This is a genomic window from Streptomyces sclerotialus (assembly GCF_040907265.1).
Lineage (GTDB): Bacteria > Actinomycetota > Actinomycetes > Streptomycetales > Streptomycetaceae > Streptomyces > Streptomyces sclerotialus.
Map to the genome: position 1 here is coordinate 1,321,802 of NZ_JBFOHP010000002.1, position 21,466 is coordinate 1,343,267.

Genomic DNA, 21,466 nt, shown 5'->3' on the forward strand with positions numbered 1-21,466 from the left:
GAACAGATCGGAGGAATAGTCCGATCCGTTCACAGCGTCCTCGCTGTGTTGCCTCCCAAGCTCGGGAGGGCTTTCAAAGGAACCTCGTCCCAGCAGAGTTGCTGGGACGGGGTATCAACATATCTGGCGTTGACTTTTGGCACGCTGTTGAGTTCTCAAGGAACGGACGCTTCCTTCGGTCCCGTTTCACCGGGCCCTCCGGGCGCTTCCCTTCGGTGTTTCACACTCTATCAGGCCTTTTCGGTCTTCCGAACCGCGGTCTTTTCTGCAGTCAATGCACACATCACTAGAGGTGATGCAGGCAGGCAGAAATGATCGAGATTCTCGGATCAAGACTCTGATGGGGTGCTGTCCCGTTCCTGAGCCGCAGTGATTGCGTCCTCGTGTCCGGGGCAGGTGTTAGACAGTACAGGTGGGGTTGGGGCGAGGCAAATCGGGGGAAGGCCGCCGTCCAGCGGCACCCCTTCACACGCATGATCGCGCCTCGCGTCTGTCATGCGGAGCGTCCACTTCTTATGACTTACGCTCTGACCGGTGCGCCGTCCGGGACAGGTAGTGACGGCGACCTGATAGATCTCCACCCCTGGGAGGCTTCCCATGACCACCGTGACGTCCCCGCTCGCCGGACGCGCCATCGGGCTCAGCGCAGTGCCTGACCCCGTCTTCTCCGGCGCGATGGTGGGGCCCGGTACCGCGATCGACCCGGCTCGCGAGCCTTCCGTTGCGCTCGCGCCCGTGGACGGCGTCGTCGTTTCCCTGCACCCGCACGCGTTCGTCGTCGTGGACGCCGAAGGGCACGGCGTGCTGACGCACCTGGGCATCGACACCGTTCAGCTCAACGGCGAGGGCTTCGAGCTGCTCGTCAACAAGGGGGACAACGTGACGCGCGGCCAGGGCGTCGTCCGCTGGGACCCCGCCGCCGTCGAGGAGGCCGGGAAGTCGCCGGTCTGCCCCGTCGTCGCTCTGGAGGCCACCGCCGACGCGCTCGGTGACGTGCGCGAGGACGGCGACGTGAAGGCCGGGGATCAGCTCTTCAGCTGGCAGTGATGCGCGGCGCCGTTCCGTAGGGCACGCGCGCGTGGCGCGCGCGGACCGGCAGCGTGGACCGAGCGGCCGTATCGGGCCGCACGTACGACAGTTCAACGCGACGGCAGTGACCGTCGCATCACACGGAGACGGGTGCAATGGAGACAACGCTGCGAGGCGTCGGCGTGAGCCACGGTGTCGCCATAGGCGAGGTACGGCACATGGGAACGGCGGTGCTGGAGCCGCCGGCCAAGCAGATCCCCGCCGAGGATGCGGAGCGTGAGCAGGGGCGCGCCCGCCAGGCCGTGGAAGCCGTGGCCGCCGACCTGATCGCCCGCGGCAACCTCGCCGGTGGTGAGGCGCAGGCGGTGCTGGAGGCCCAGGCCCTGATGGCCCAGGACCCCGAGCTGATGGCCGACGTCGACCGCCGGATCGCGGTGGGCAGCACGGCCGAGCGTGGTGTGTACGACGCGTTCGCCGCGTACCGGGCGCTGCTGGCCGGTGCCGGCGAGTACCTGGCGGGCCGGGTCGCGGACCTGGACGACGTGCGGAACCGGATCGTTGCGCGGCTGCTGGGCGTGCCGATGCCGGGTGTGCCGGACAGTGACGAGCCGTACGTGCTGATCGCGCGGGATCTCGCGCCGGCCGACACGGCGCTGCTGGATCCGTCGCTGGTGCTCGGCTTCGTGACCGAGGAGGGCGGGCCGACCAGCCACAGCGCGATTCTGGCGCGGGCGCTGGGCGTGCCGGCCGTCGTCGCGCTGCCGGGCGCGCACGAGCTGGTGGAGGGCACGGTGGTGGCCGTGGACGGCAGCACCGGCGAGATCTTCGTCAATCCGAGCGACGAGAAGCGTGCGGAGATGGAGCGGGCGGCCGAGGAGCGGAAGGCCGCGCTGGCCGCCGCCACGGGGCCGGGTGCGACGTCGGACGGGCACAAGGTGCCGCTGCTGGCGAACGTCGGTGGTCCGGCGGACGTGCCGGCGGCGGTCGAGGCCGGTGCCGAGGGTGTCGGGCTGTTCCGTACGGAGTTCCTGTTCCTCGACGACAGCAAGAACGCGCCGTCGGAGGAAAAGCAGGTCGAGGCGTACCGCCAGGTGCTGGAGGCGTTCCCGGAGGGCCGGGTGGTCGTGCGCGTGCTGGACGCGGGCGCGGACAAGCCGCTGGACTTCCTGACGCCGTCGGACGAGCCGAACCCGGCGCTGGGCGTGCGGGGTCTGCGTACCCTGCTCGACCACCCCGAGGTGCTGCGGACCCAGCTCACCGCGCTGGCCAAGGCGGCGGAGGGGCTGCCGGTCTACCTCGAGGTCATGGCGCCGATGGTGGCGGACCGTACGGATGCCAAGGCGTTCGCCGACGCGTGCCGTGAGGCGGGGCTGCAGGCGAAGTTCGGTGCGATGGTGGAGATTCCGTCCGCCGCGCTGCGGGCGCGTTCGATCCTGCAGGAGGTGGAGTTCCTGTCGCTGGGCACCAACGACCTGGCGCAGTACACCTTCGCCGCTGACCGTCAGGTCGGTGCGGTGTCCCGGCTGCAGGACCCGTGGCAGCCCGCGCTGCTCGACCTGGTGGCGACGTCGGCGGAGGCCGCCAAGGCCGAGGGCAAGAGCTGTGGTGTGTGCGGCGAGGCGGCTTCCGACCCGCTGCTCGCGTGTGTCCTGACGGGGCTCGGCGTCACCAGCCTTTCCATGGGTGCGGCGTCGCTTCCTTATGTGCGCGCAACGCTGGCGAAGCACACGCTGGCGCAGTGCGAGCGTGCCGCGTCGGCGGCGCGTGCGGCGGACACGGCCGAGGAGGCCCGTCTGGCGGCGCAGGCGGTGCTCTCAGGAGAGTGACCGCGGGGTCCTCGAGGACCCTCGTTCAGCGGTGTGGTGCCGTGGTGTCGATGGCCGTCCCGCCCTTGTGGCGGGGCGGCCATCGCCGTGTTCGAGGGCACGTGGGTCCTACGTGTGCCCGCAGTGCTGGTGGGGGTGGTCGGGTGCCGGGAGGGCGATGCCCGGGAGGTAGTCGACGTCCGGTTCGGGTGGGACGGGGTCGCCGGTCCTGGCGTCGGTGCAGTACGCGGAGAAGACTTCGGCGGCGGTGAGGGCGGTGAGCCAGTCGTCGCGGAGGGACCAGCCGCGTACCTCGTCGCCGTGCTCGTCGTCGAGGGTGCGGGTGACGACGCCGCCGGGGACGCGGACGGCGATGCCGGCGGCGAGGACGGTGCAGAAGGTCAGCGCGTCCGCTTCGGCGAGGTGCAGGCGGCCGTCCTGCTGTGCCGTGACGGACACCGCCGCGAGGAGGGGTCCGCCGTCACCTGAGGGGACGCTGCAGACGAGGTGGTGTCTGCCGGGGCCGAGGGCCTCCAGGAGTCGCAGCATTGCCTGGGTGGCGCGTTCGAAGGCGGCGTGTGCGAGGTCGCCGTTGCAGGTGGGGCAGCGGCCGGTGTCCGAGAGGAGGGCGCCGGCCCGGTCCCAGGTGTCCTGGCGGTCGGCCTCGTCGAGGAGCGCGGGCAGGGTGTCGGTCAGCCGTCGGCCGGTGTACGGGACGGTGGCGCCGGCCGCGGTGACTTCGGTGGTGTAGCGGGCGCGGCTTTCCGGCCGGTCGGGGTCCAGTCCCCTGTCGGTGCAGTAGGCGGCGTACTCGCCCGGGTCGAAGAGGGTGAGGGCGGTGTGCCGGCCCTGGGCTGCGAGGGTGCGGAGGAGGCCGTCGAGCCGGCGGAGGTACTCGGAGTGGTCCTGGCCGGTGAAGGGGAAGGTGCGGTAGCGGGCCATGGCCGCGAGGTCGTCGGGCGTCGGGAGGACGGCGAGGGTGCCCGGGATTTCGCGGCTCAGCCGGCGCTGGGTGGCGGCGCTCCCCCGGCGGGCGCGGTTTGCCGGGCCGCGGGCCCGGCGGGCGTGGCGTCGTTGGGCTCCTGGCTGGGTGCGGCGGGCGGTGCTGGTCATGGTTTCCCCCTTGATGACGCTGGTGAGCGGGCGCGGGCCGGCTGTGGGGCCGGCCCGGGCTCGGGTGCCGTCGTCTCCGACGACTCATTGCTCACTGAGCGTAAGCGAGGGGTCTGACAATGGCGGTCGCGAGCCGCCGGAAGCGGCTGTGATCAGGCATTTCCGGCGGCTGGGTGATCACTGTGCGCGGTCGGCGGCGATCCGCTCGTAGAACCGGAGGAGTTCGAGGTTGTCGACGGAGCCGGGGTTGACGGCCTTTTCCAGCGGGGTGCCCTGGAGCAGGCGCTTGACCGGGACTTCGATGCGCTTGCCGGTGAGGGTGTGCGGTACGCCGGGGGCTTCGATGATGTCGTCGGGGACGTGGCGCGGGGAGAGCTGGGTGCGGATGGTCTGCTTGATCCTGCCGCGGAGGTCGTCGTCGAGGACGGCGCCTTCGGCGAGGTGGACGAAGAGGGGCATCCAGTAGCCGCCGTCGGGGAGTTCGAGGCCGATGACGAGGGATTCGCGGATCTCGGGAAGGCGTTCGACGGCTTCGTAGATGTCGGCGGAGCCCATGCGGACGCCTTGGCGGTTCAGGGTGGAGTCGGAGCGGCCGTGGATGACGACGGTGCCGCGTGCGGTGAGGGTGATCCAGTCGCCGTGCCGCCAGACGCCCGGGTACATCTCGAAGTAGCTGTCCCGGTAGCGGCTGCCGTCGGGGTCGTTCCAGAAGCGTATCGGCATGGAGGGCAGCGGGTTGGTGACGACGAGTTCGCCGACTTCGTCGGTGAGCGGCTTGCCCTGCGGGTCCCAGGCCTGGAGGTCGGTGCCGAGGCAGGGGGCCTGGAGTTCGCCGATGTGGACGGGGAGGGTCGGTACGGCGCCGGCGAAGCAGCTGCAGACGTCGGTGCCGCCGCTGACGGAGGCGATCCAGAGGTTTTCGGCGACCTCGTCGTGGAGCCAGCGGAAGCCGTCGGGGGGCAGCGGGGATCCGGTGGTGGCGACGCACTTGACGCGGGAGAGGTCGTAGTCGCGTCCGGGGTGGACGCCGGCCTTGGCGCAGGCCATGACGTATGCGGCGGAGGTGCCGAAGAGGGTGGCGCCGGTGCGTTCGGCGATCCGCCATTGGGCGCCGGTGTCGGGGAAGCCGGGGCTGCCGTCGTACAGGACGACCGTGGAGCCCGCGAGGAGGCCGGCGACGAGGAAGTTCCACATCATCCAGCCGGTGGAGGTGTACCAGAAGAAGCGGTCCTCTGGGCCGAGGTCGCAGTGGAGTCCGGTCTGCTTGAGGTGTTCGAGGAGGATGCCGCCTTGGGACTGGACGATGGCCTTGGGAAGGCCGGTGGTGCCGGAGGAGTACAGGACCCACAGGGGGTGGTCGAACGGCACCTGTGCGAAGACCGGCTCTTCGTCGTGGGAGACGACGTCGTCCCAGTGGAGCGCGCCTTCGGGTGCTTCGGTGCCGAGCAGCGGGATGTGGACGACGGCGGTGAGGCTGGGGAGTTCGGCGCGCAGCTCGGCCACTGTGGCGCGGCGGTCGTGTTCCTTGCCGCCGTAGCGGTAGCCGTCGACGGTGAACAGGACGACGGGCTCGACCTGCTGGAAGCGGTCCAGGACGCTGCGGGCGCCGAAGTCGGGGGCGCAGGAGGTCCAGACGGCGCCCACGGCGGCGGAGGCCAGGAAGGCGACGACCGCTTGCGGGACGTTGGGGACGTAGCCGCTGACGCGGTCGCCGGGGCGGACGCCGAGGCGGCGGAGTTCGACGGCGAGGGAGCCGACCTGGGCGCGGAGTTCGGCCCAGGTGACGGGGGTGGGTTCGTGGCTCTCGTCGACGTGCAGGAGGGCGGGTTCGGCGGCCCTGGCGGGGTCCTCGCCGGCGCGCAGGGCGTGCTCGGCGTAGTTCAGGGTGGCGCCGGGGAACCAGCGGGCGCCGGGCATGGTGGCGTCGGTCAGCACGGTGTCGTAGGGGGTGCTGAAGCGGACGTCGAACCATTCGGCGACGGCGCGCCAGAAGGTGCTCAGCTCTTCGACGGACCAGCGGTGCAGGGCGGCGTAGCTCGCGGCGGGGTCTCCTGGGGTGGCGGCCGGCGCGCCGTGGTGGTGGGCGGCCCACTCCTGGAAGCGGGTGACCTGTGCTCCGGCGATACGGTCCGCTCCGGGCTGCCACAGGGGCTCCGGGTGGGTTGCGGGCTGCGGTGCGGTGGTCATCATGCGGCTCCCGGGCTGTACACGGCTGGTGTGCCGGTCCGTGCGCCGCGGTGGGCGGTGCCGCCGGCCGTCCCCGTCCGGTGGTGCCCGACGCGTCCGTAGGGGTGCGCAGGACACGACTGCTCAGGACGATGCCACGTGATCGACTTCCGCACCAGGGTGGGCGCCCCATATTCAGGGGGAATGGTGTGTGGCGCGGACACGGTGTGAACGGCGCGCCCGAAGACGGGCCGCAGGCCCCGGAGTGCGGTGTCTCTTTTGGGGACACAGCAGGTCAACACAGGTGAACGGCAGCTGAACGATGCCTTCACAGGGGTGCGCTGATGGCAGGCTGAGCTGTATGGACGGGCGGGATCTGGTGCGGTCGGCACGGACGGTCAGGGCGGTGGGCGCCGCGCAGGGGTGGTTGTCGGTACGGTCGGCCCTGCGGCGTAGGCGGGCCGATGCGGCGGGGCTGCCGCGGCGGGGTGCGGAGCGGGCGCGGGTGCCCGGTGCGGCGGTGGGGGCGGAGCCGCAGCCGGGGGGCGGAGTGGTGCGGTTCGCGCGGTCCTCGCTGCGGATCAGGGTGACGGCGGGCGGCGCGGTGTTCTGCGGCTGGGACGGTGCGGCGCCGGAGCCGTCGTACGCGCTGGTGGGGACGGGCCCGGAGGCGGACGGCCGGGCGGAGCTGGAACCCGACACCGAGGGCGGCTGGCGTGTGGTGTCGGAGCGGGTGACGGTCGCGGTGTCGCGGTTCGGTGCGGTGGAGATCCGTACGCCGGGCGGGGTGGTGCTGCGCCGGGAGCTGCCGCCCAGGTGGTGGGACGTGGTGCCGGAGGCGGCCCCCGGAGACGGCGGCGCGCCGGAGGGCGGTCCCGAGAGGGCCGCGGGGCCCGGCGGTGGCTGTGCCGAGGAGGCGGGGCGGATCACGTACGGCGGTGAGTCGCGGTGGGTGCAGCGCTCCGAGGTGGCGGCGGACGCGCGGTTCTTCGGGCTGGGTGGCCGGGCCGGCGGGCCGAGGCTGCGGGCCGGCACGTACCGGTTGTGGAACACCGACCCCGGAGGCGCGTTCGGGCCGGGCGATGATCCGCTGTCGTTGACGATGCCGGTGCAGCTGGTCGTCGCGGACGCCGGTACGCATCTGGTGTTCCACGACAATTCCTGGGACGGGCGGGTCTCGCTCCGCGAGGGTGAGGAGGGCAGGGGCTCGGGGCACGACCGGGCCGGCTCGTGTGAGCTCCGGATGGACGGCGGTCCGCTGCGCTACTGGGTGCTGACGGGGACGCCTGCCCGGGTGCTGCACGGCTGGGCGTCGCTCACGGGGGCGCCCGCATTGCCGCCCCGCTGGGCTCTCGGGCACCAGCACGCCCGGTTCGGTTTCGGTGACGCGGCGGAGGTGCGGCGGGTGGCCGCCGGTTACCGTGCGCGCGGTGTGCCGCTGTCGGCGCTCCACCTGGACATCGATCACTTCGACGGCCACCGGGTGTTCACGGTGGACCGTACGCGTTTCCCCGATCTGCCGGGGCTCGCCTCCGAGCTGCGCCAGGAGGGAGTGCGGCTGGTGTCGATCGTGGATCCCGGGGTGAAGGCGGAGCCGGGGAACGCGGTGTACGAGAGCGGGGCGGCGGCCGACGCGTTCGTACGGGAGGCGGGCGGGCGCGAGGTACGGGGCGCGGTGTGGCCGGGCGAGGCGGTCTTTCCCGACTTCACGGACGCGCGGGTGCGCAAGTGGTGGGGCGGCCTGTACGCGGAGCGGCTGGCCCAGGGGTTCGCCGGGGTGTGGCACGACATGAACGAGCCGTCGTCCTTCGCCGCGTTCGGGGATCCGACGCTGCCCCGGTCGGCGCGGCACGCCCTGGAGGGCCGGGGCGGGGACCACCGGGAGGCGCACAACGTCTACGGGCTGGCGATGGCGCGTGCCGGCTATGAAGCGCTGTGCGAGCTGCGTCCTGAGGAGCGGCCTTTCCTCTTCTCGCGTTCCGGGTGGGCGGGGCTGCAGCGCTACGGAGGTACGTGGTCGGGGGACGTGGCAACCGGGTGGTCCGGGCTGCGGGCCTCCTTGTCGCTGGTACTGGGACTGGGGCTGTGCGGTGTCCCGTACAGCGGTCCCGACATCGGGGGCTATTCGGGAGTGCCGTCGGCCGAGCTGTATCTGCGGTGGTTCCAGTTGGGCGCTTACCTGCCGCTGTTCCGTACGCACTGCGCGCACGACGCGGGGCGCCGGGAGCCGTGGGAGTTCGGGGACGAGGTGCTGGAGCACGCCCGTACGGCGGCCCTCGAACGTGAGCGGCTGCTCCCGTACGTGTTCACGCTGGGGCAACTGGCCCGGCTCAGCGGTGCGCCCTACGTGCGCCCGCTGTGGTGGAACACGCCGCGTGACCGTGCGCTGCGCGACTGCGAGGACGCATTCCTGCTCGGCGACGCGCTGTTGGTGGCGCCGGTGCTGGAGGAGGGGGCGCGGCGGCGGTCCGTGCGGCTGCCGCGTGGGCGGTGGTACGACACCGCGACGGGCCGGGCGTACGACGGGCCCGGGACGGTGGTGGTCGACGCCCCTCTGTCGCGGATTCCGGTGCTGGCGCGGGCGGGTGCGGTGCTGCCGGTGGCGGGTGCGGACGGCGAAGTGGAGCTGGAGGCCTGGGCGCCTTCTCCGGGGCGCAAGGGCGGCGGAATCGTCGTACCGGATTCCGGGGACGCTTGGGAACCTCCGTGCGTTGAACGGATGGAGTCGCAGTGGGTGTCGGGGCGTGTGGTGGTGAGCCGGCCGGACGGGGAGCCGGTGGGCTATCGGGTACGTGTCCTGGGTAGCGGATCCGAGGCGGCGGCCGGAGAGGACGGGTCCGGCACACACGGGGAAACGTGACAGGGGGCGGACAGCAGGATGACGGCCGGAGCGGAGAACGGGGTGGGGAGCGAGTCCGCGGAAGAAGGGCTCGCGGAGGCTTCGGTAGTGTCTGCCGGCGGCGCGTCCCGGAGCGCGTCGGAGCTGGCGGATCTGGTGACGCCGATGGCCGTTCGGACGGCGGCGACGCTGCGGCTCGCCGACCGTATCGCCGAGGGCATACGGACGGTGCCCGCACTCGCCGGCGTCACGGGCAGCGACCCCGGTGCGCTGCGGCAACTCCTGAGTCATCTCGTCGCGGCGGGACTGCTGCGGCGGGCCGACGACGCCGGGCCCGGGTACGAGCTCACCGCCACGGGCGAGGAGTTGCGGGACGGGCACCCTGGCGGGCTGCGCCGGAGGCTGGACACCGGAACCGCGATCGGACGGGCGGACCTCGCCTTCGTCGAACTGCCGCACTCCGTACGGACCGGCGCGGCGGCGTTCCCCGAGCGGTACGGGAAGGACTTCTGGGCCGACCTGCGGACGGATCCGGCACGGACGGCCGACTACGACGCTCAGATGGCGGTGGACGTGGCCTCCTGGGCGGAGGCCGTGCTGCCGGTGTATGACTGGGCCGGGCTCGGGCGTCTGGTGGACGTCGGCGGCGGCAACGGCACGATGCTCGCCACGCTGCTGACAGCCCATCCTGAGTTGCGGGGCACGGTGTTCGACCAGCCGGAGACGGCGCGGGCGGCGCGGGCCACGCTCGCGGCGGCGGGGGTGGCGGACCGTGGGGACGCGGTGGGCGGCGACTTCTTCGGGGAGTTGCCGTCCGGTGCGGGTGGCTATCTGCTGTGTGCGGTGCTGCACGACTGGGACGACGAGTCGGCGGTGGCGATCCTGCGGAGCTGCGCGCGGGCGGCGGGCCGGACGGGCAAGGTGCTGGTGGTGGAGAAGTTCGGTACGGGCGGCGAAGCGGTCAGCACGGCGATGGACCTCCGGGTGCTGGTGTACTTCGGTGCCCGCGAGCGCGGCGTCACGGACCTGTCGACGCTGGCGGCGCAGGCGGGGCTGGAGGTGAGCGGGGTCCGTCCGGCGGGGCGGCTGGCGGTCGTGGAGCTGACGGTCCGCTGACGCGGCGTTCGGCCGGAGACGGGCAGTCTGAGGAGGGAGCCCGAGGAGGGGGTCCGAGGAGGGGGTTCGAGGAGGGTGGCCGTAGTCGGGCGCCCGAGGAAGGTGGCGGGGCGTTCGGCCGGAGGCGGCTCCTGGCCGCGCGTGGTGGTCTTTCCCCGGCCGGGGCGGGCCTGGTAGACGAGGGGCATGCCAAGACTTGCTGCCGCGCTGCGCGGCCTCGCCGTCACCGCCGCCACCCTGGTCTCCGTCGCCGCGCTGCCCTCGGGGGCCGAGGCCCAGCAGCCGCACGGAACGCCGTCCACGGGACCGGCCGCACCGGCCGCACCGGCCAGGGGTGCCAAGGACCCGAAGGCGCCCGAGGAGTTCGTGGCGCTGCGGGACGTGGACCCGACGATCCGGCAGGAGATCCGGTACTACACGCCGCACAACTTCATGGGCGTGCCGGTCACCGGTTACGAGAAGCCGATGTGCCTGCTCACCCGGGACGCGGCGAAGGCGCTGCACCGGGCGCAGCGGTCCTTCCTCAAGAAGGGCTACACGCTGAAGGTCTACGACTGCTACCGGCCGCAGCGGGCGGTGAACCACTTCGTGGAGTGGGCCAAGGACCTGGACGACCAGCGCATGAAGGGCGAGTTCTATCCCCAGGTCGACAAGTCGACACTCTTCGAGGACGGGTACATCGCGGAGAAGTCCGGGCACAGCCGCGGCAGCACGGTGGACCTGACACTCGCGAAGCTGCCCGCCCTGCCCACCCGCCCGTACGTGCCCGGCGAGCCGCTGCGCCCCTGCTACGGCCCCAAGGACCAGCGGTTCCCCGACAACTCGCTCGACATGGGCACCGGCTTCGACTGCTTCGACACCCTGGCGCACACCCTCGATCCGCGCATCCAGGGGGAGCAGCGGAAGAACCGGCTGCTGCTCAAGGAGGGGCTGGCGAAGGCCGGCTTCGTGAACTACGAGAACGAGTGGTGGCACTACACCTTCCAGCCGGAGACGTTCCCCGACACCTACTTCGACTTCCCCGCCTCACGGAAGTCGCTCGCCGGGCGGCACTGACAGCGGTGGACGCCGTTCCCTGCGCACACATGGCACTGGCAGCGGCGGACGCGCCCTTCCCGCTCACGCACGGCAGGCACTGACAGCCGCCGCGCACCGGCGCTACCGTGCGCCCATGACGACACGGGAATTCACCACGTACGAGGACTTCTGGCCGTACTACGTCGCGATGCACTCCAAGGCCGCGACCCGGTGGGTGCACCTGACGGGCACCCTCACCGGGCTCGCGGTCTCGGCGTACGGGCTGATACGGCGGCGCCGGAAGCTGCTGCTCGGGCTGCCGCTGATCGGATACGGGACGGCCTGGCCCGCGCACTTCCTCATCGAGGGCAACAACCCGGCCACCTTCGGGCATCCGGCCTGGTCGCTGCGTGGTGACGCGCAGATGATCCGCATGATGCTGGCGGGGCGGGACGCCGAGCTGGATGAGATCGCCCGCAAGTGGCTCGCGGAGAACGCCGGGTAAGCCGGTCACAGCCGGCCGCCCGCCGAGTCCGACGAGAGCCGCTGAGCCACGTACACCGGGATCACCGACAGGGCGATGAGCAGGGCGGCAACGACGTTGATGACCGGGGCCTGGTTCGGGCGGGCCAGGTTCTCGTAGATCCAGATGGGCAGCGTCTCCGTTCCCGGGCCCGCGGTGAACGTGGTGACCACGATCTCGTCGAAGGAGAGCGCGAAGGCCAGCAGGGCGCCCGCGAAGAGGGCCGATCGCAGCGCGGGCAGCGTGACATGCCGGAAGGTCTGGGCGGGGCGGGCGCCCAGGTCGGCGGAGGCCTCGGCGAGCGAGGGCGCGATACGGCGCAGCCGGGCGGCGACGTTGTTGAAGACGATGACGACGCAGAACGTCGTATGCCCGACGATCACGGTGAACAGCCCGAAGCCGATGCCGAGCGGGTCCAGGACCGTGCGGAACGCCGCGTTGAGGGCGATGCCCGTGACGATGCCCGGCAGGGCGATCGGCAGCACGACCAGGAAAGAGACCGTCTGCCGGCCGAAGAAACGGTGCCGGTGGACGGCGAAGGCAGCCAGTACGCCCAGGACGAGGGCGATGGCGGTGGCGGCGAGGCCGGCCTTCAGCGAGGTCCACAGGGCGTCCCGCACGCCTTGGCTGTGTACGGCTCGCACCCACCATTCGCCGGTCAGTCCGCTGGGCGGCCAGGCGAAAGAGCGGTCGGCGTTGAAGGAGTTGAGGACGACCAGGAGCAGGGGGACGTGGACGACCGCCAGCCCTGCGGCCATGAGGACACCGAGCACGGTGCGGGCGGTGCGGGTCAGGTGCACGTCACGTCCTCCTCGCGGGCGCGGGAACCGGTGCGGGGCCCGGCGGTGGGTACCGGTGCCGGGGCCGGTGTGAGAAGCGGTGCGGATTCGGTGGTGAGTGCGGGAACTGGGGCGGACGGCGGTCCGTTGTCACGGTGAGTAAGGAAAACAGGACGGAGAGCAGGGCAGGGAAGCGATGTCGGATACGGGGGGTCACAGTGAGTCCAGCGCTCCCGCGCGGCGTACGGCCGCCAGGTAACAGACGATCAGGACGACCGGTACGGCGGAGAGCGCGGCTGCCAGCGGGAGGTCGAGGGTGACCTGTGAGGCGATGACGTTGCCCAGCAGTTGAGTGCGGCCGCCGACGATCTGGACGGTGAGGTAATCGCCGAGGCTGAGGGAGAAGGTGAAGACGGAGCCGGCGAACAGGGCGGGACGTACGGCGGGCAGGACGACGAGGCGCAGCGTGCGCCAGGCGCCGGCACCGAGGTCGGCGGATGCCTCCAGGTGGTGGGTGGGCAGCCGCTCCAGGGCCGCGAAGACGGGGAGGATCATGTACGGAAGCCAGAGGTAGGCGAGTACGAGGACGACGGCGGGCAGGCCGTAGCCGGGGCCGCTCAGGCCGAGCGGTGCGAGGACCGCGTTGACCAGGCCGTGTTCGCCGAGCATGACGCGCCAGGCGTACGCCTTGACGAGGTAGCCGGCCCACAGGGGCGTCAGCACGGCCACGAGCAGGGCGCGCCGCCACCGCCCTGATGCGACCCGCGCCATGAAGAAGGCCATGGGGAAGGCGAGGAGGGCGTCGATGAGAGTGACGGCGACGGCGACGCCGAGAGTGCGCAGGGTGATCGTGCGGTAGACCGGGTCGGTCAGGACCGTACGGAAGTTGTCGGTGTTCCAGAGGTGAACGACATCGGAGGTGAAGCTGTCGGTGGTCCAGAAGGCGGAAAGCAACAGCACGGCGAGCGAGCCGAGGTAGGCGAGGCCCAGCCACAGCAGGGGCGGCGTGAGCAGCGCCGCCAGCCTCAGCCGCGCTCCGGCCCGAGCGGGCCGGCCGGGCCGACCGGGCCGACCGAACCGACCAGGCCGACCGGGCCGAGCGGGCCGAGCGGGCCGGGAGGCTGCCTTGGGGGTGCTTTCTTTCGGGGAGGTCACCGGCTGCCGCCCTGTCAGCCCTTGATCTCCGTCCAGGCTCGGGTCCATTGGGCGTAGTCGGTGCACTCCACGGTCGTCCGGCCGTCCAGGCACTGCTTCACGGGCGTGGTCCAGAAGTGGACGCGCTTGTAGTAGCTCTCGTCGTCGGCGTGGTAGGTGGCGCAGTGCTGGGCGTCGGAGGTCTCCTCGCAGGCCTTCGCGTTGGCGGGGGCCTCGCCGAAGTACTCGGCGACCTGGGCGTTCACCTTGGGCGAGACGATCCAGTCGAGCCACTTGTACGCGCAGTTGGGGTGTTCGGCCTTGGCGGCGACCATCCAGGTGTCCGACCAGCCGGTGGCCCCCTCCTTGGGCAGTACGGCCTTGACCGGGGCCTTCTCGGCCTCGGCGAGGTTGGCGATGACCTGCCAGGTGGTGCCGACGACGCTGTCGCCGCCCTTGAACGCGGTGACTTCCTTCTGGTAGTCGCTCCAGTACTCGCCGATGTGGGCGTGCTGCTTCTTGAGGAGCGCGACGGCGGCGTCCAGCTGCTTCTGGTCCAGCGCGTAGGGGTTCTTGATGCCGAGTTGCGGTTCCGTCTTCATCAGGTACAGCGCGGCGTCGGCGATGTAGATGGGTGAGTCGTAGGCGGTGACCTTGCCGGTGTGCTTCGGGGCGTCCTCGAAGACGGCTCGCCAGGAGTCGGGCGCGGGCTTGACCTTGTCGGTGCGGTACATCAGGAGGTTGGCGCCGCGACCGTGCGGGATGCCGTACATCCGTCCGTCGACGGAGTTGAACGGCTGCTTCTTCAGGCCGGCGAAGATGTCCTTGTAGTTCGGTACCAGCTTCGTGTTGACGGGCGCGGCGTCGCCGGAGGCGATCAGGCGCAGGGTGGCGTCGCCGGAGGCGGAGACCGTGTCGTACTGGCCGGTCTTCATCAGCGAGACCATCTCGTCGGAGGTCCCGGCGATCTTGGTGTTGACCTTGCAGCCGGTCTGCTTCTCGAAGGGGTGGACCCAGTCGGCCTTCGGGTCGTTGGAGCCGTCCTCGGCGTAGCCCGCCCAGGCGATGATGTTGACCTGGCCCTCGCCCTTGCCGAGCGTCTTCTTCATGGGGACGTCGGGTGCGCGAAAGCCGCTGCCCTGGGCGTCGCCGCCGCCTCCGCCACCACCGCCGGAGCCGCACCCGGCGGCCAGCAGCAGGACCGTGGCCGCTGCCGCGGCCTTCCACACGTTCGTGTTGCGCATCCGGTTCTCTCCCGTCGCACACGGCGTCAGTCGTCAGTCGTCAGTCGTCGGACACGGGCGCTGAGCGTCGCCAGTATCCGGATCAAGGGCGCACTCCACCAGAGCGCGTCGGGAAACGATCGGGTCAAGTAGGGGGGAAATGAGCCGAGTTGGCGGGCCCGTTGGGGCATGACTCATCGCCGCCGCGGGGAAGGGAGACGGTTGGGCGCGGGGAGGGGTCAGCTCGGTACGGGGTAGGCGTCGTCCTGGTTCCAGGCGAGGCGGACCGGGGAGTCGGGGCGGGCCGGGAGTGGGTGGCCGGGGGTGTTCAGGCGGAGCACGGTCAGGCGGTCGCCGCCCTCGTCGAGCCGCACGCTGAACCGGGTGTGCGGGCCGGCGTGCGCGATGTCGGTGATCCGGCCGGTGACCGACCGCTCCCCCGGGTCGGCGTCACGGGAGCCCGCGTACCCCGCTTCGACGTCGTTCGAGACGGCGTCACGGGTGCCCGCCTCGCCCGGGGCGGCTTCGAGCGGGGTGAGGCGGATGCGTTCCGGGCGGATGCTGTACGTGCCCGGGCGGCCCGTCACGCGTTGCGCCGCCGCGCCCCGCAGCAGGTTCGTCACGCCGACGAAGCCGGCGACGAAGGCGGTGGCCGGGTGGTCGTAGACCTCCAGCGGCGGGCCGATCTGTTCGATGCGGCCGCCGTCCAGGACCGCGACCCGGTCGCTCATCGTCAGCGCCTCCTCCTGGTCGTGGGTGACCAGCAGGAACGTGATGCCGGTGGTGCGCTGGATCTGCTTGAGCTCGGTCTGCATCTGCTGGCGGAGCTTGAGGTCCAGGGCACCGAGCGGCTCGTCCAGGAGCAGCAGTTCGGGGCGGTCGACGAGGGCGCGGGCGAGGGCGACGCGCTGCCGCTGACCGCCGGAGAGCCGGCCGGGGCGCCGGTCGCCGAAGCCGTCGAGCCGTACGGCCGCGAGCGCTTCCCGGGCACGGGCGCGGCGTTCGTCCTTGCGGACGCCGGCGACGAGGAGCGCGTAACCGACGTTCTGCTCGACCGTCATGTGCGGGAAGAGGGCGTAGTCCTGGAAGACGGTGTGCACGTCGCGGCGGTGCGGCGGCAGGTCGGTGACGTCGCGGCCGGCGAGTTCGACGCGGCCAGAGGTGGGGTGTTCGAAGCCGGCGATGAGGCGGAGGAGGGTGGACTTGCCCGATCCGGACGGGCCGAGGAGGGAGAAGAACTCGCCTTCGCGGATGGCGAGTTCCGTGTGGTCGACGGCGCGTACGGTACCGAAGTCCTTGGTGAGGGCGGTCAGGCGGACCGCCGCTGCGGGCGTCGCGTTGTCGTCGGCCATGCGGTCTCCCCCGAGTGGGACGGCTTGATCGCGCCGGGTGACTGTACCGGGACGGCCCGCTCCGCGTCACGAGCGCCGACCAGGGGACCAGGCGGCGGAGGTACGGCGACGGGGGCGGGGGCCGGCCCGGACGCGACGCGAGGGCGGACGCGCGGACGGTCGCACGAGCGACCGCGCGGGGCGGTGGCGCGGAGCGATCGCGCAGACGGCCGCAGAGGGCGGGCACCGGCTCGGCTGCATTCTCCTTACGCGGCGGAAGGGTGCGTGAACAGCGCGTGAACCCTGCTGCGTATGTGGCGGGCGGGAGGCATGCTGTCCGCGTGCCTGCCTGGACGGACCAGCTCCGATTCGCGTACCAGCCCGTCGTCAACCTCACGACCGGTGCCGTCGCCGCGCTGGAGATACTCGCCCGCCCCGAGCGCGGGGACGTGCTCGCCCAGGCGCACCGCTCCCCCGCCCTCGACGTCGAGCTGGCCGCGCTGGCGGTCCGGCACGCCTCACACCGCGAGACGCTGCTGCCGCTCCACGTGAACCTCTTCGCCGCCACCGCGGCCGAGCTGCCGGAACTGACCGCGCTGCGTACGGCGGTACGCGCGACGGGCCGGCGGCCGTGCGAGATCACTTTGGACCTGACGGGGCCGTACACGCACGTACCGGCCCGCGGGCTGCTGGAGGCGGTGGCGGGGCTGCGCGCCGACGGGTTCCGGATCTGCGCGGACGGGGTGGGCGACGGGGACGTGCCGCTGCGGCTGCTGGGTGACCTGGCACCGGACGTGATCAAGCTGGACGCCTCGCTCTGCACGGACCTGGACGCCCGGCCGGGGCGCGCCGCGGTGGTACGGACGGTGCGGCAGCTCTGCGACGAGCTGGGCGGGCTGCTGGCGGTGGAGGGCGTGGAGACCGAGCGGAGTTTCGCGGCGGTGCGGCGGGCCGGCGCGCAGCTCGGTCAGGGGCATCTGTTCGGGCCGCCGGCGCGGCGGCCCACGGCTGAGGTCTTCGTACCCTCGCAGGCACCGTCCGCGCAGGCACCGTCCGCGCAGGTGGCGCCCGCGCCGGCGCCGAGCGGGACGCCGGCCGGGCCGCCGGTCGCGCAGTTCGTGCAGCCGGCCGCGCTGCTCCCGGTGACGGCCTCCGCTGAGGAGGTGCGCAGCCGGCTCACGGGACTGCCGGACGTCTCCGGGGTGCTGCTGGTGGACGCGGACGGCGTTCCCGTACGGGCGGTGGACCGGGACCGGTTCCTGCTGTCGCTGTCCGGGCGGTACGGGCACGCGCTGTACGCGGACCGGCCGGCGCTGCGGCTCGGCGACCGGCCCCGTACGGTCGGCGCCGACGCGACGGCGTGGGAGGTGCTGGACGTCATCGCGGACGGCGACCGGGACCGCACGGGGGACGACGTGGCGGTCGTCGACGAGCGGGGGCGGTGCGTCGGGGTGGTGCACCTGGCGGACATCCTGCGGGCGCTCGCGGAGAGCCGGGTGGAGGAGGCGGCGCGGCTCAATCCGCTGACCCGGCTGCCGGGTTCCGACGCGGTCAACGGGGAGGTGGACCGGCGGATCGCGCAGGGCCGGGCCTTCGCCGTGAGCTGGCTGGACGTGGACGGGTTCAAGCAGGTCAACGACGGGGCCGGGTTCGCGGCGGGGGACGAGCTGATCCGTACGGTGGGCGCGGCGCTGGCCCGTGCGGCGAGCGGGGACGCGGCCTGCCGGGTGGGGCACATCGGGGGCGACGACTTCCTGGTGCTGACCGACCCCGACGGGCTGGACGCGGTCGCCGCCGCGGTGCTGGACGTGCCGTGGTCGGCGGGCGGGCGGACGGTGACGCTGTCCCTGGCGACGGTGGTGTGCCCGGCCGGCGCGGTCACCGGGCACGCGGAGGCGGCGGCCGCGCTGGCACCGCTGAAGAAGGCGGCGAAGGGGCTCGCCGGGGCCAGTTGGGTGCTCAGCCGGCACGGTACGGCGCAGCACGAGGTACGCCGGGGGCGGGTGGCCGCGCCCGCGGCCGGGCCCGCGAACGTACCGCCGCCGCCCGGGGCGGCCACCGGAGAGCTGCCCGAGGCAGCCACCGGGGTACCGCCCGAGGCGGCCACCGGGGTACCGCCCGAGGCGGCCACCGGGGTACCGCCCGAGGAGATGTCGAGCCGGCACGGGCGCGAGGTCCGGACCACGCACTGAGGGCCTTCCCCATGGGCACGCCGGGGCCCGTGCCGGCGAAGCCCGGTTCCGGCGACGACCCCCGGTTCCGGCGAAGCCCGTGCCCCCCGTGCCCTCTGCGCCTCTCGTTACGCGCGGCATGCCGGGTGATACCGGTGGCGCCGGTCGTTGCTGTCCATGTCCTTGACGCTCCTACACGGCCGGTGAACACTTCCGGTGTCAGTCGGCGTGCCGTACGCAGGATCCCCCGACCGCGCGGTGCTGCCGCGCGCTGTCCTGTGCCCCATCGGTGCCCTGCCGTGCTGACGCGCTCGTCGCGGAGGCCGGGGGACGCGGGAAGCACGGCCGTCGGCTCCGCCCCGTACGCACACCGTGGCGCGTCCGGAATTCATGTGGCCGGGCCATGGGAGAGGTACGCACCCTGCACGGAGGACCGGGGTCCGTCCCCGGGCAAGGGACCAAGGAGCCGCAGATGTATTCCAGTGGGGACATATTCGTCGGTGAAGTCATCGGCACCGCGATCCTGATTCTCTTCGGCGCGGGCGTCTGCGCCGCCGTCACCCTGCATCACTCCAAGGCGAAGTCGGCCGGCTGGGTGGCCATCGCGTTCGGCTGGGGCTTCGGCGTGCTCGCCGGGGCCTACACCTCGGCGCCGCTGTCCGGCGGCCACCTCAACCCCGCCGTCACCCTCGGCTCGGCCGTCGCGGGCGGCACCCCGTGGTCCAAGGTGCCGCTCTACATGGCGGCGCAGCTCATCGGTGCGCTCATCGGTGCGGCGCTGACCTGGGGCGTGTACCACGCGCAGTTCGCCGCCAACAGGCAAGCGGACAAGGCCCAGCCGACGCTGGGGATCTTCGCCACCGGGCCGGAGATCCGCAAGCCCGTGGCGAACCTGGTCACCGAGATCATCGCGACCGTCGGTCTCGTGCTGCCGATCCTGTTCTTCGGCGAGAACAGGGGTATCGGCATCGGCCCGATCCCGGGTGAGGGCGGCGGGGTCTACGGGTCGGGCATCAACGTGCTGCTCGTCGCCCTGCTGGTGGTCGGCATCGGTCTGTCCCTCGGTGGCCCCACGGGGTACGCCATCAACCCGGCCCGCGACCTCGGTCCCCGTATCGCGCACGCGCTGCTGCCCATCCCGAACAAGGGGACGTCCGACTGGGGTTACGCCTGGGTGCCGGTCGCCGGGCCGCTGATCGGAGCGGTGCTCTCCGCGCTCGTCTACAACGCGGCCTTCTGAAGGCGCGCGCGGCCTTCCGACCGCGCCGTTCCGCCCGCAGCCTGGCTGCGGGCACCCACCGCTCGCCGACGCGGTCATGTGACTCAGATGCGGTCATGTGACTGAGATGCGGTCATCCGACTGAGACGCGGTCATCCGACCGAGGAGACGCCATGACGGACAGCACGCAGAAGAGCACCGGCACCAGCACGGCCACCGGCACCAGCACGGCTACGGGCACGAGCTCCAGCTCAAGCTCACGCCCAAGCACACAGAAGTACGTCGCCGCGATCGACCAGGGCACCACCTCCAGCCGCTGCATCATCTTCGACCAGGACGGCGCGATCGTCGCCGTCGACCAGCGCGAACACCGGCAGATCTTCCCCAAGCCGGGCTGGGTGGAGCACGACGCGACCGAGATCTGGTCCAAGGTGCAGGCCGTGGTGGCGGGCGCGCTCGCCAACGCGGGGCTGCGCGCCGACCAGCTCAGCGCGCTGGGCATCACCAACCAGCGGGAGACCACGGTGCTGTGGGACCGGCGGACCGGCAAGCCGGTGCACAACGCGATCGTCTGGCAGGACACCAGGACCGCGGGGCTCTGCAACGAGCTGGGCGGCGAGGACGGCCAGGACCGGTTCCGTGACGCCACGGGCCTGCCGCTGGCCAGCTACTTCTCCGGGCCGAAGGCGGCCTGGCTGCTGGACAACGTACCCGGGCTGCGGGCGCGCGCGGAGGCGGGCGAGATCGCGTTCGGCACCATCGACTCCTGGCTGATCTGGAACCTCACCGGCGGTACGGACGGCGGGGTGCACGTCACGGACGTGACCAACGCCGGCCGGACGATGCTGATGAACCTGTCGACGCTGCAGTGGGACCCGGCGATCCTCTCGGCGATGCGCGTACCCGAGGCGGTACTGCCGGAGATCAAGTCCTCGGCGGAGGTGTACGGGACGGCCGTCGGCCAGCTGGCGGGCGTGCCCGTGGCGTCGGCGCTGGGTGATCAGCAGGCCGCGGTGTTCGGGCAGACCTGCTACGGCGTCGGCGAGGCCAAGAACACCTACGGCACGGGGTCGTTCCTGCTGCTCAACACCGGTAACCGGCCCGTGCCGTCCAAGAGCGGGCTGCTGACCACGATGGGGTACCAGCTCGGCGGCGAGGCCCCGGTGTACTGCCTGGAGGGCTCGATCGCGATCACCGGCGCGCTGGTGCAGTGGTTCCGCGACCAGCTGGGCATCATCAGCTCCGCCGGGGAGATCGAGACGCTGGCGGCGAGCGTCGAGGACAACGGCGGCGCGTACATCGTCCCGGCGTTCTCCGGGCTGTACGCGCCGTACTGGCGCTCGGACGCGCGCGGTGTGGTCACCGGTCTGACCCGCTACGTCACCAAGGCGCACCTGGCGCGTGCCGTGCTGGAGGCGACCAGCTGGCAGACGCGCGAGGTCGTGGACGCGATGTACCAGGACTCCGGGGTGCAGATCACGACGCTGAAGGTGGACGGCGGGATGACCGCCAACAACCTGCTGATGCAGCATCAGGCGGATGTGCTGGGGGTGCCGGTGATCCGGCCGGTGGTCGCGGAGACGACGTGTCTGGGCGCGGCGTACGCGGCGGGCCTGGCCACCGGGGTGTGGCAGGACCTGGACGAGCTGAAGGCGCACTGGAAGCAGGACGCGGAGTGGTCACCGCGGATGCCGGGCGAGGTCCGGGAGCGGGAGTACACGAACTGGCGCAAGGCGGTGGAGCGCAGCTTCGGCTGGCTGGACGAGAACGGCGACCAGAGCGGCGTATAGAGGGGCGCGAGTAGAGCGGCGACCGGAACAGCGACCGGAACGGACAGGACGTCCCGCGGGGCCGCGGCACGGCGTCTGCGGGGCCGTCCGCAGGGCCCGTTGCGGCCCGTACTCCGGACGGCGGGGTACGGGCCGCACGGCGCCGCCGGAGGCTTCGGGGCCCTGCGCGGGGCGGCGGGCCCCTGCGCGGGGCGGCGGGCGCAGGGCGGGG

The 21,466-nt window shown here is 72.2% G+C and carries 15 protein-coding genes; 9 read left to right on the top strand and 6 right to left on the bottom strand.

What is annotated here, in order from left to right; all coding sequences use genetic code 11:
• Positions 1-597: 597 nt before the first annotated feature.
• The gene (locus tag AAC944_RS05925; RefSeq protein ID WP_030624289.1) at positions 598-1,047 is read left to right on the top strand and encodes a glucose PTS transporter subunit IIA; all 450 of its coding nucleotides are present in this window, start codon (positions 598-600) and stop codon (positions 1,045-1,047) included.
• Positions 1,048-1,184: 137 nt separating this feature from the next.
• Positions 1,185-2,855: a phosphoenolpyruvate--protein phosphotransferase gene (ptsP, locus tag AAC944_RS05930; protein ID WP_030624286.1), complete on the top strand. Its 1,671-nt coding sequence runs from the start codon at positions 1,185-1,187 to the stop codon at positions 2,853-2,855.
• A 108-nt stretch (positions 2,856-2,963) separates the two neighbouring features.
• Here ptsP and AAC944_RS05935 read toward each other — a convergent pair whose 3' ends face one another.
• Both AAC944_RS05935 and AAC944_RS05940 read right to left on the bottom strand, forming a co-directional pair.
• Entirely contained in the window at positions 2,964-3,947 is a 984-nt protein-coding gene (locus AAC944_RS05935; protein WP_368396925.1) for a DUF8829 domain-containing protein, read from the bottom strand.
• Positions 3,948-4,124: 177 nt separating this feature from the next.
• Complete coding sequence (locus AAC944_RS05940; protein ID WP_030624280.1) at positions 4,125-6,134, bottom strand: acetoacetate--CoA ligase; 2,010 nt, start codon at positions 6,132-6,134, stop codon at positions 4,125-4,127.
• Between the two features lie 340 nt (positions 6,135-6,474).
• Between AAC944_RS05940 and AAC944_RS05945 the strand changes: the two genes are divergently transcribed.
• From AAC944_RS05945 to AAC944_RS05960, 4 genes are all read left to right on the top strand, one after another.
• Positions 6,475-8,973 carry a glycoside hydrolase family 31 protein gene (locus tag AAC944_RS05945; RefSeq protein ID WP_051872409.1) on the top strand — a complete coding sequence of 833 codons (2,499 nt, stop codon included), beginning with the start codon at positions 6,475-6,477 and terminating at the stop codon, positions 8,971-8,973.
• 144 nt (positions 8,974-9,117) lie between these two features.
• Positions 9,118-10,068 carry a methyltransferase gene (locus AAC944_RS05950; protein ID WP_051872411.1) on the top strand — a complete coding sequence of 317 codons (951 nt, stop codon included), beginning with the start codon at positions 9,118-9,120 and terminating at the stop codon, positions 10,066-10,068.
• A gap of 186 nt (positions 10,069-10,254) precedes the next feature.
• The gene (locus AAC944_RS05955) at positions 10,255-11,124 is read left to right on the top strand and encodes a M15 family metallopeptidase (RefSeq protein WP_030624270.1); all 870 of its coding nucleotides are present in this window, start codon (positions 10,255-10,257) and stop codon (positions 11,122-11,124) included.
• A 115-nt stretch (positions 11,125-11,239) separates the two neighbouring features.
• The gene (locus AAC944_RS05960) at positions 11,240-11,590 is read left to right on the top strand and encodes an Mpo1-like protein (protein ID WP_030624268.1); all 351 of its coding nucleotides are present in this window, start codon (positions 11,240-11,242) and stop codon (positions 11,588-11,590) included.
• A gap of 5 nt (positions 11,591-11,595) precedes the next feature.
• On the opposite strand, the gene AAC944_RS05965 is transcribed toward AAC944_RS05960, so the two are convergent.
• From AAC944_RS05965 to AAC944_RS05980, 4 genes are all read right to left on the bottom strand, one after another.
• Entirely contained in the window at positions 11,596-12,408 is an 813-nt protein-coding gene (locus AAC944_RS05965) for an ABC transporter permease (protein ID WP_030624266.1), read from the bottom strand.
• Positions 12,409-12,600: 192 nt separating this feature from the next.
• Positions 12,601-13,590 (bottom strand): ABC transporter permease, encoded by a 990-nt coding sequence (locus AAC944_RS05970; RefSeq protein ID WP_078888976.1) that lies wholly within the window; start codon positions 13,588-13,590, stop codon positions 12,601-12,603.
• Positions 13,557-14,765, bottom strand: a complete 1,209-nt coding sequence (locus AAC944_RS05975; RefSeq protein WP_030624261.1) for an ABC transporter substrate-binding protein — start codon at positions 14,763-14,765, stop codon at positions 13,557-13,559. The genes AAC944_RS05970 and AAC944_RS05975 overlap by 34 nt, the downstream gene beginning before the upstream one ends.
• A gap of 218 nt (positions 14,766-14,983) precedes the next feature.
• Positions 14,984-16,096, bottom strand: coding sequence for an ABC transporter ATP-binding protein (locus tag AAC944_RS05980; RefSeq protein ID WP_030624258.1), 1,113 nt, complete (start codon positions 16,094-16,096; stop codon positions 14,984-14,986).
• Positions 16,097-16,416: 320 nt separating this feature from the next.
• Between AAC944_RS05980 and AAC944_RS05985 the strand changes: the two genes are divergently transcribed.
• The 3 genes from AAC944_RS05985 to glpK all read left to right on the top strand — a co-directional run bounded on the left by AAC944_RS05985 (position 16,417) and on the right by glpK (position 21,255).
• Complete coding sequence (locus AAC944_RS05985) at positions 16,417-18,267, top strand: EAL domain-containing protein (RefSeq protein WP_078888975.1); 1,851 nt, start codon at positions 16,417-16,419, stop codon at positions 18,265-18,267.
• A gap of 451 nt (positions 18,268-18,718) precedes the next feature.
• Positions 18,719-19,486, top strand: coding sequence for an MIP/aquaporin family protein (locus tag AAC944_RS05990; protein WP_030624253.1), 768 nt, complete (start codon positions 18,719-18,721; stop codon positions 19,484-19,486).
• 152 nt (positions 19,487-19,638) lie between these two features.
• Positions 19,639-21,255: a glycerol kinase GlpK gene (glpK, locus tag AAC944_RS05995; RefSeq protein ID WP_368396927.1), complete on the top strand. Its 1,617-nt coding sequence runs from the start codon at positions 19,639-19,641 to the stop codon at positions 21,253-21,255.
• The last annotated feature ends 211 nt before the right edge of the window (positions 21,256-21,466 follow it).

Bases quoted from the DNA above. Each gene is read 5' to 3' on its own strand.
- AAC944_RS05935 (WP_368396925.1), bottom strand. From the start codon at position 3,947: ATGACCAGCACCGCCCGCCGCACCCAGCCAGGAGCCCAACGACGCCAC.
- AAC944_RS05940 (WP_030624280.1), bottom strand. From the start codon at position 6,134: ATGACCACCGCACCGCAGCCCGCAACCCACCCGGAGCCCCTGTGGCAG.
- AAC944_RS05975 (WP_030624261.1), bottom strand. From the start codon at position 14,765: ATGCGCAACACGAACGTGTGGAAGGCCGCGGCAGCGGCCACGGTCCTG.
- glpK (WP_368396927.1), top strand. From the start codon at position 19,639: ATGACGGACAGCACGCAGAAGAGCACCGGCACCAGCACGGCCACCGGC.
- ptsP (WP_030624286.1), top strand. From the start codon at position 1,185: ATGGAGACAACGCTGCGAGGCGTCGGCGTGAGCCACGGTGTCGCCATA.
- AAC944_RS05970 (WP_078888976.1), bottom strand. From the start codon at position 13,590: ATGGACCCGAGCCTGGACGGAGATCAAGGGCTGACAGGGCGGCAGCCG.
- AAC944_RS05950 (WP_051872411.1), top strand. From the start codon at position 9,118: ATGGCCGTTCGGACGGCGGCGACGCTGCGGCTCGCCGACCGTATCGCC.
- AAC944_RS05955 (WP_030624270.1), top strand. From the start codon at position 10,255: ATGCCAAGACTTGCTGCCGCGCTGCGCGGCCTCGCCGTCACCGCCGCC.
- AAC944_RS05990 (WP_030624253.1), top strand. From the start codon at position 18,719: ATGTATTCCAGTGGGGACATATTCGTCGGTGAAGTCATCGGCACCGCG.
- AAC944_RS05960 (WP_030624268.1), top strand. From the start codon at position 11,240: ATGACGACACGGGAATTCACCACGTACGAGGACTTCTGGCCGTACTAC.
- AAC944_RS05945 (WP_051872409.1), top strand. From the start codon at position 6,475: ATGGACGGGCGGGATCTGGTGCGGTCGGCACGGACGGTCAGGGCGGTG.
- AAC944_RS05925 (WP_030624289.1), top strand. From the start codon at position 598: ATGACCACCGTGACGTCCCCGCTCGCCGGACGCGCCATCGGGCTCAGC.
- AAC944_RS05980 (WP_030624258.1), bottom strand. From the start codon at position 16,096: ATGGCCGACGACAACGCGACGCCCGCAGCGGCGGTCCGCCTGACCGCC.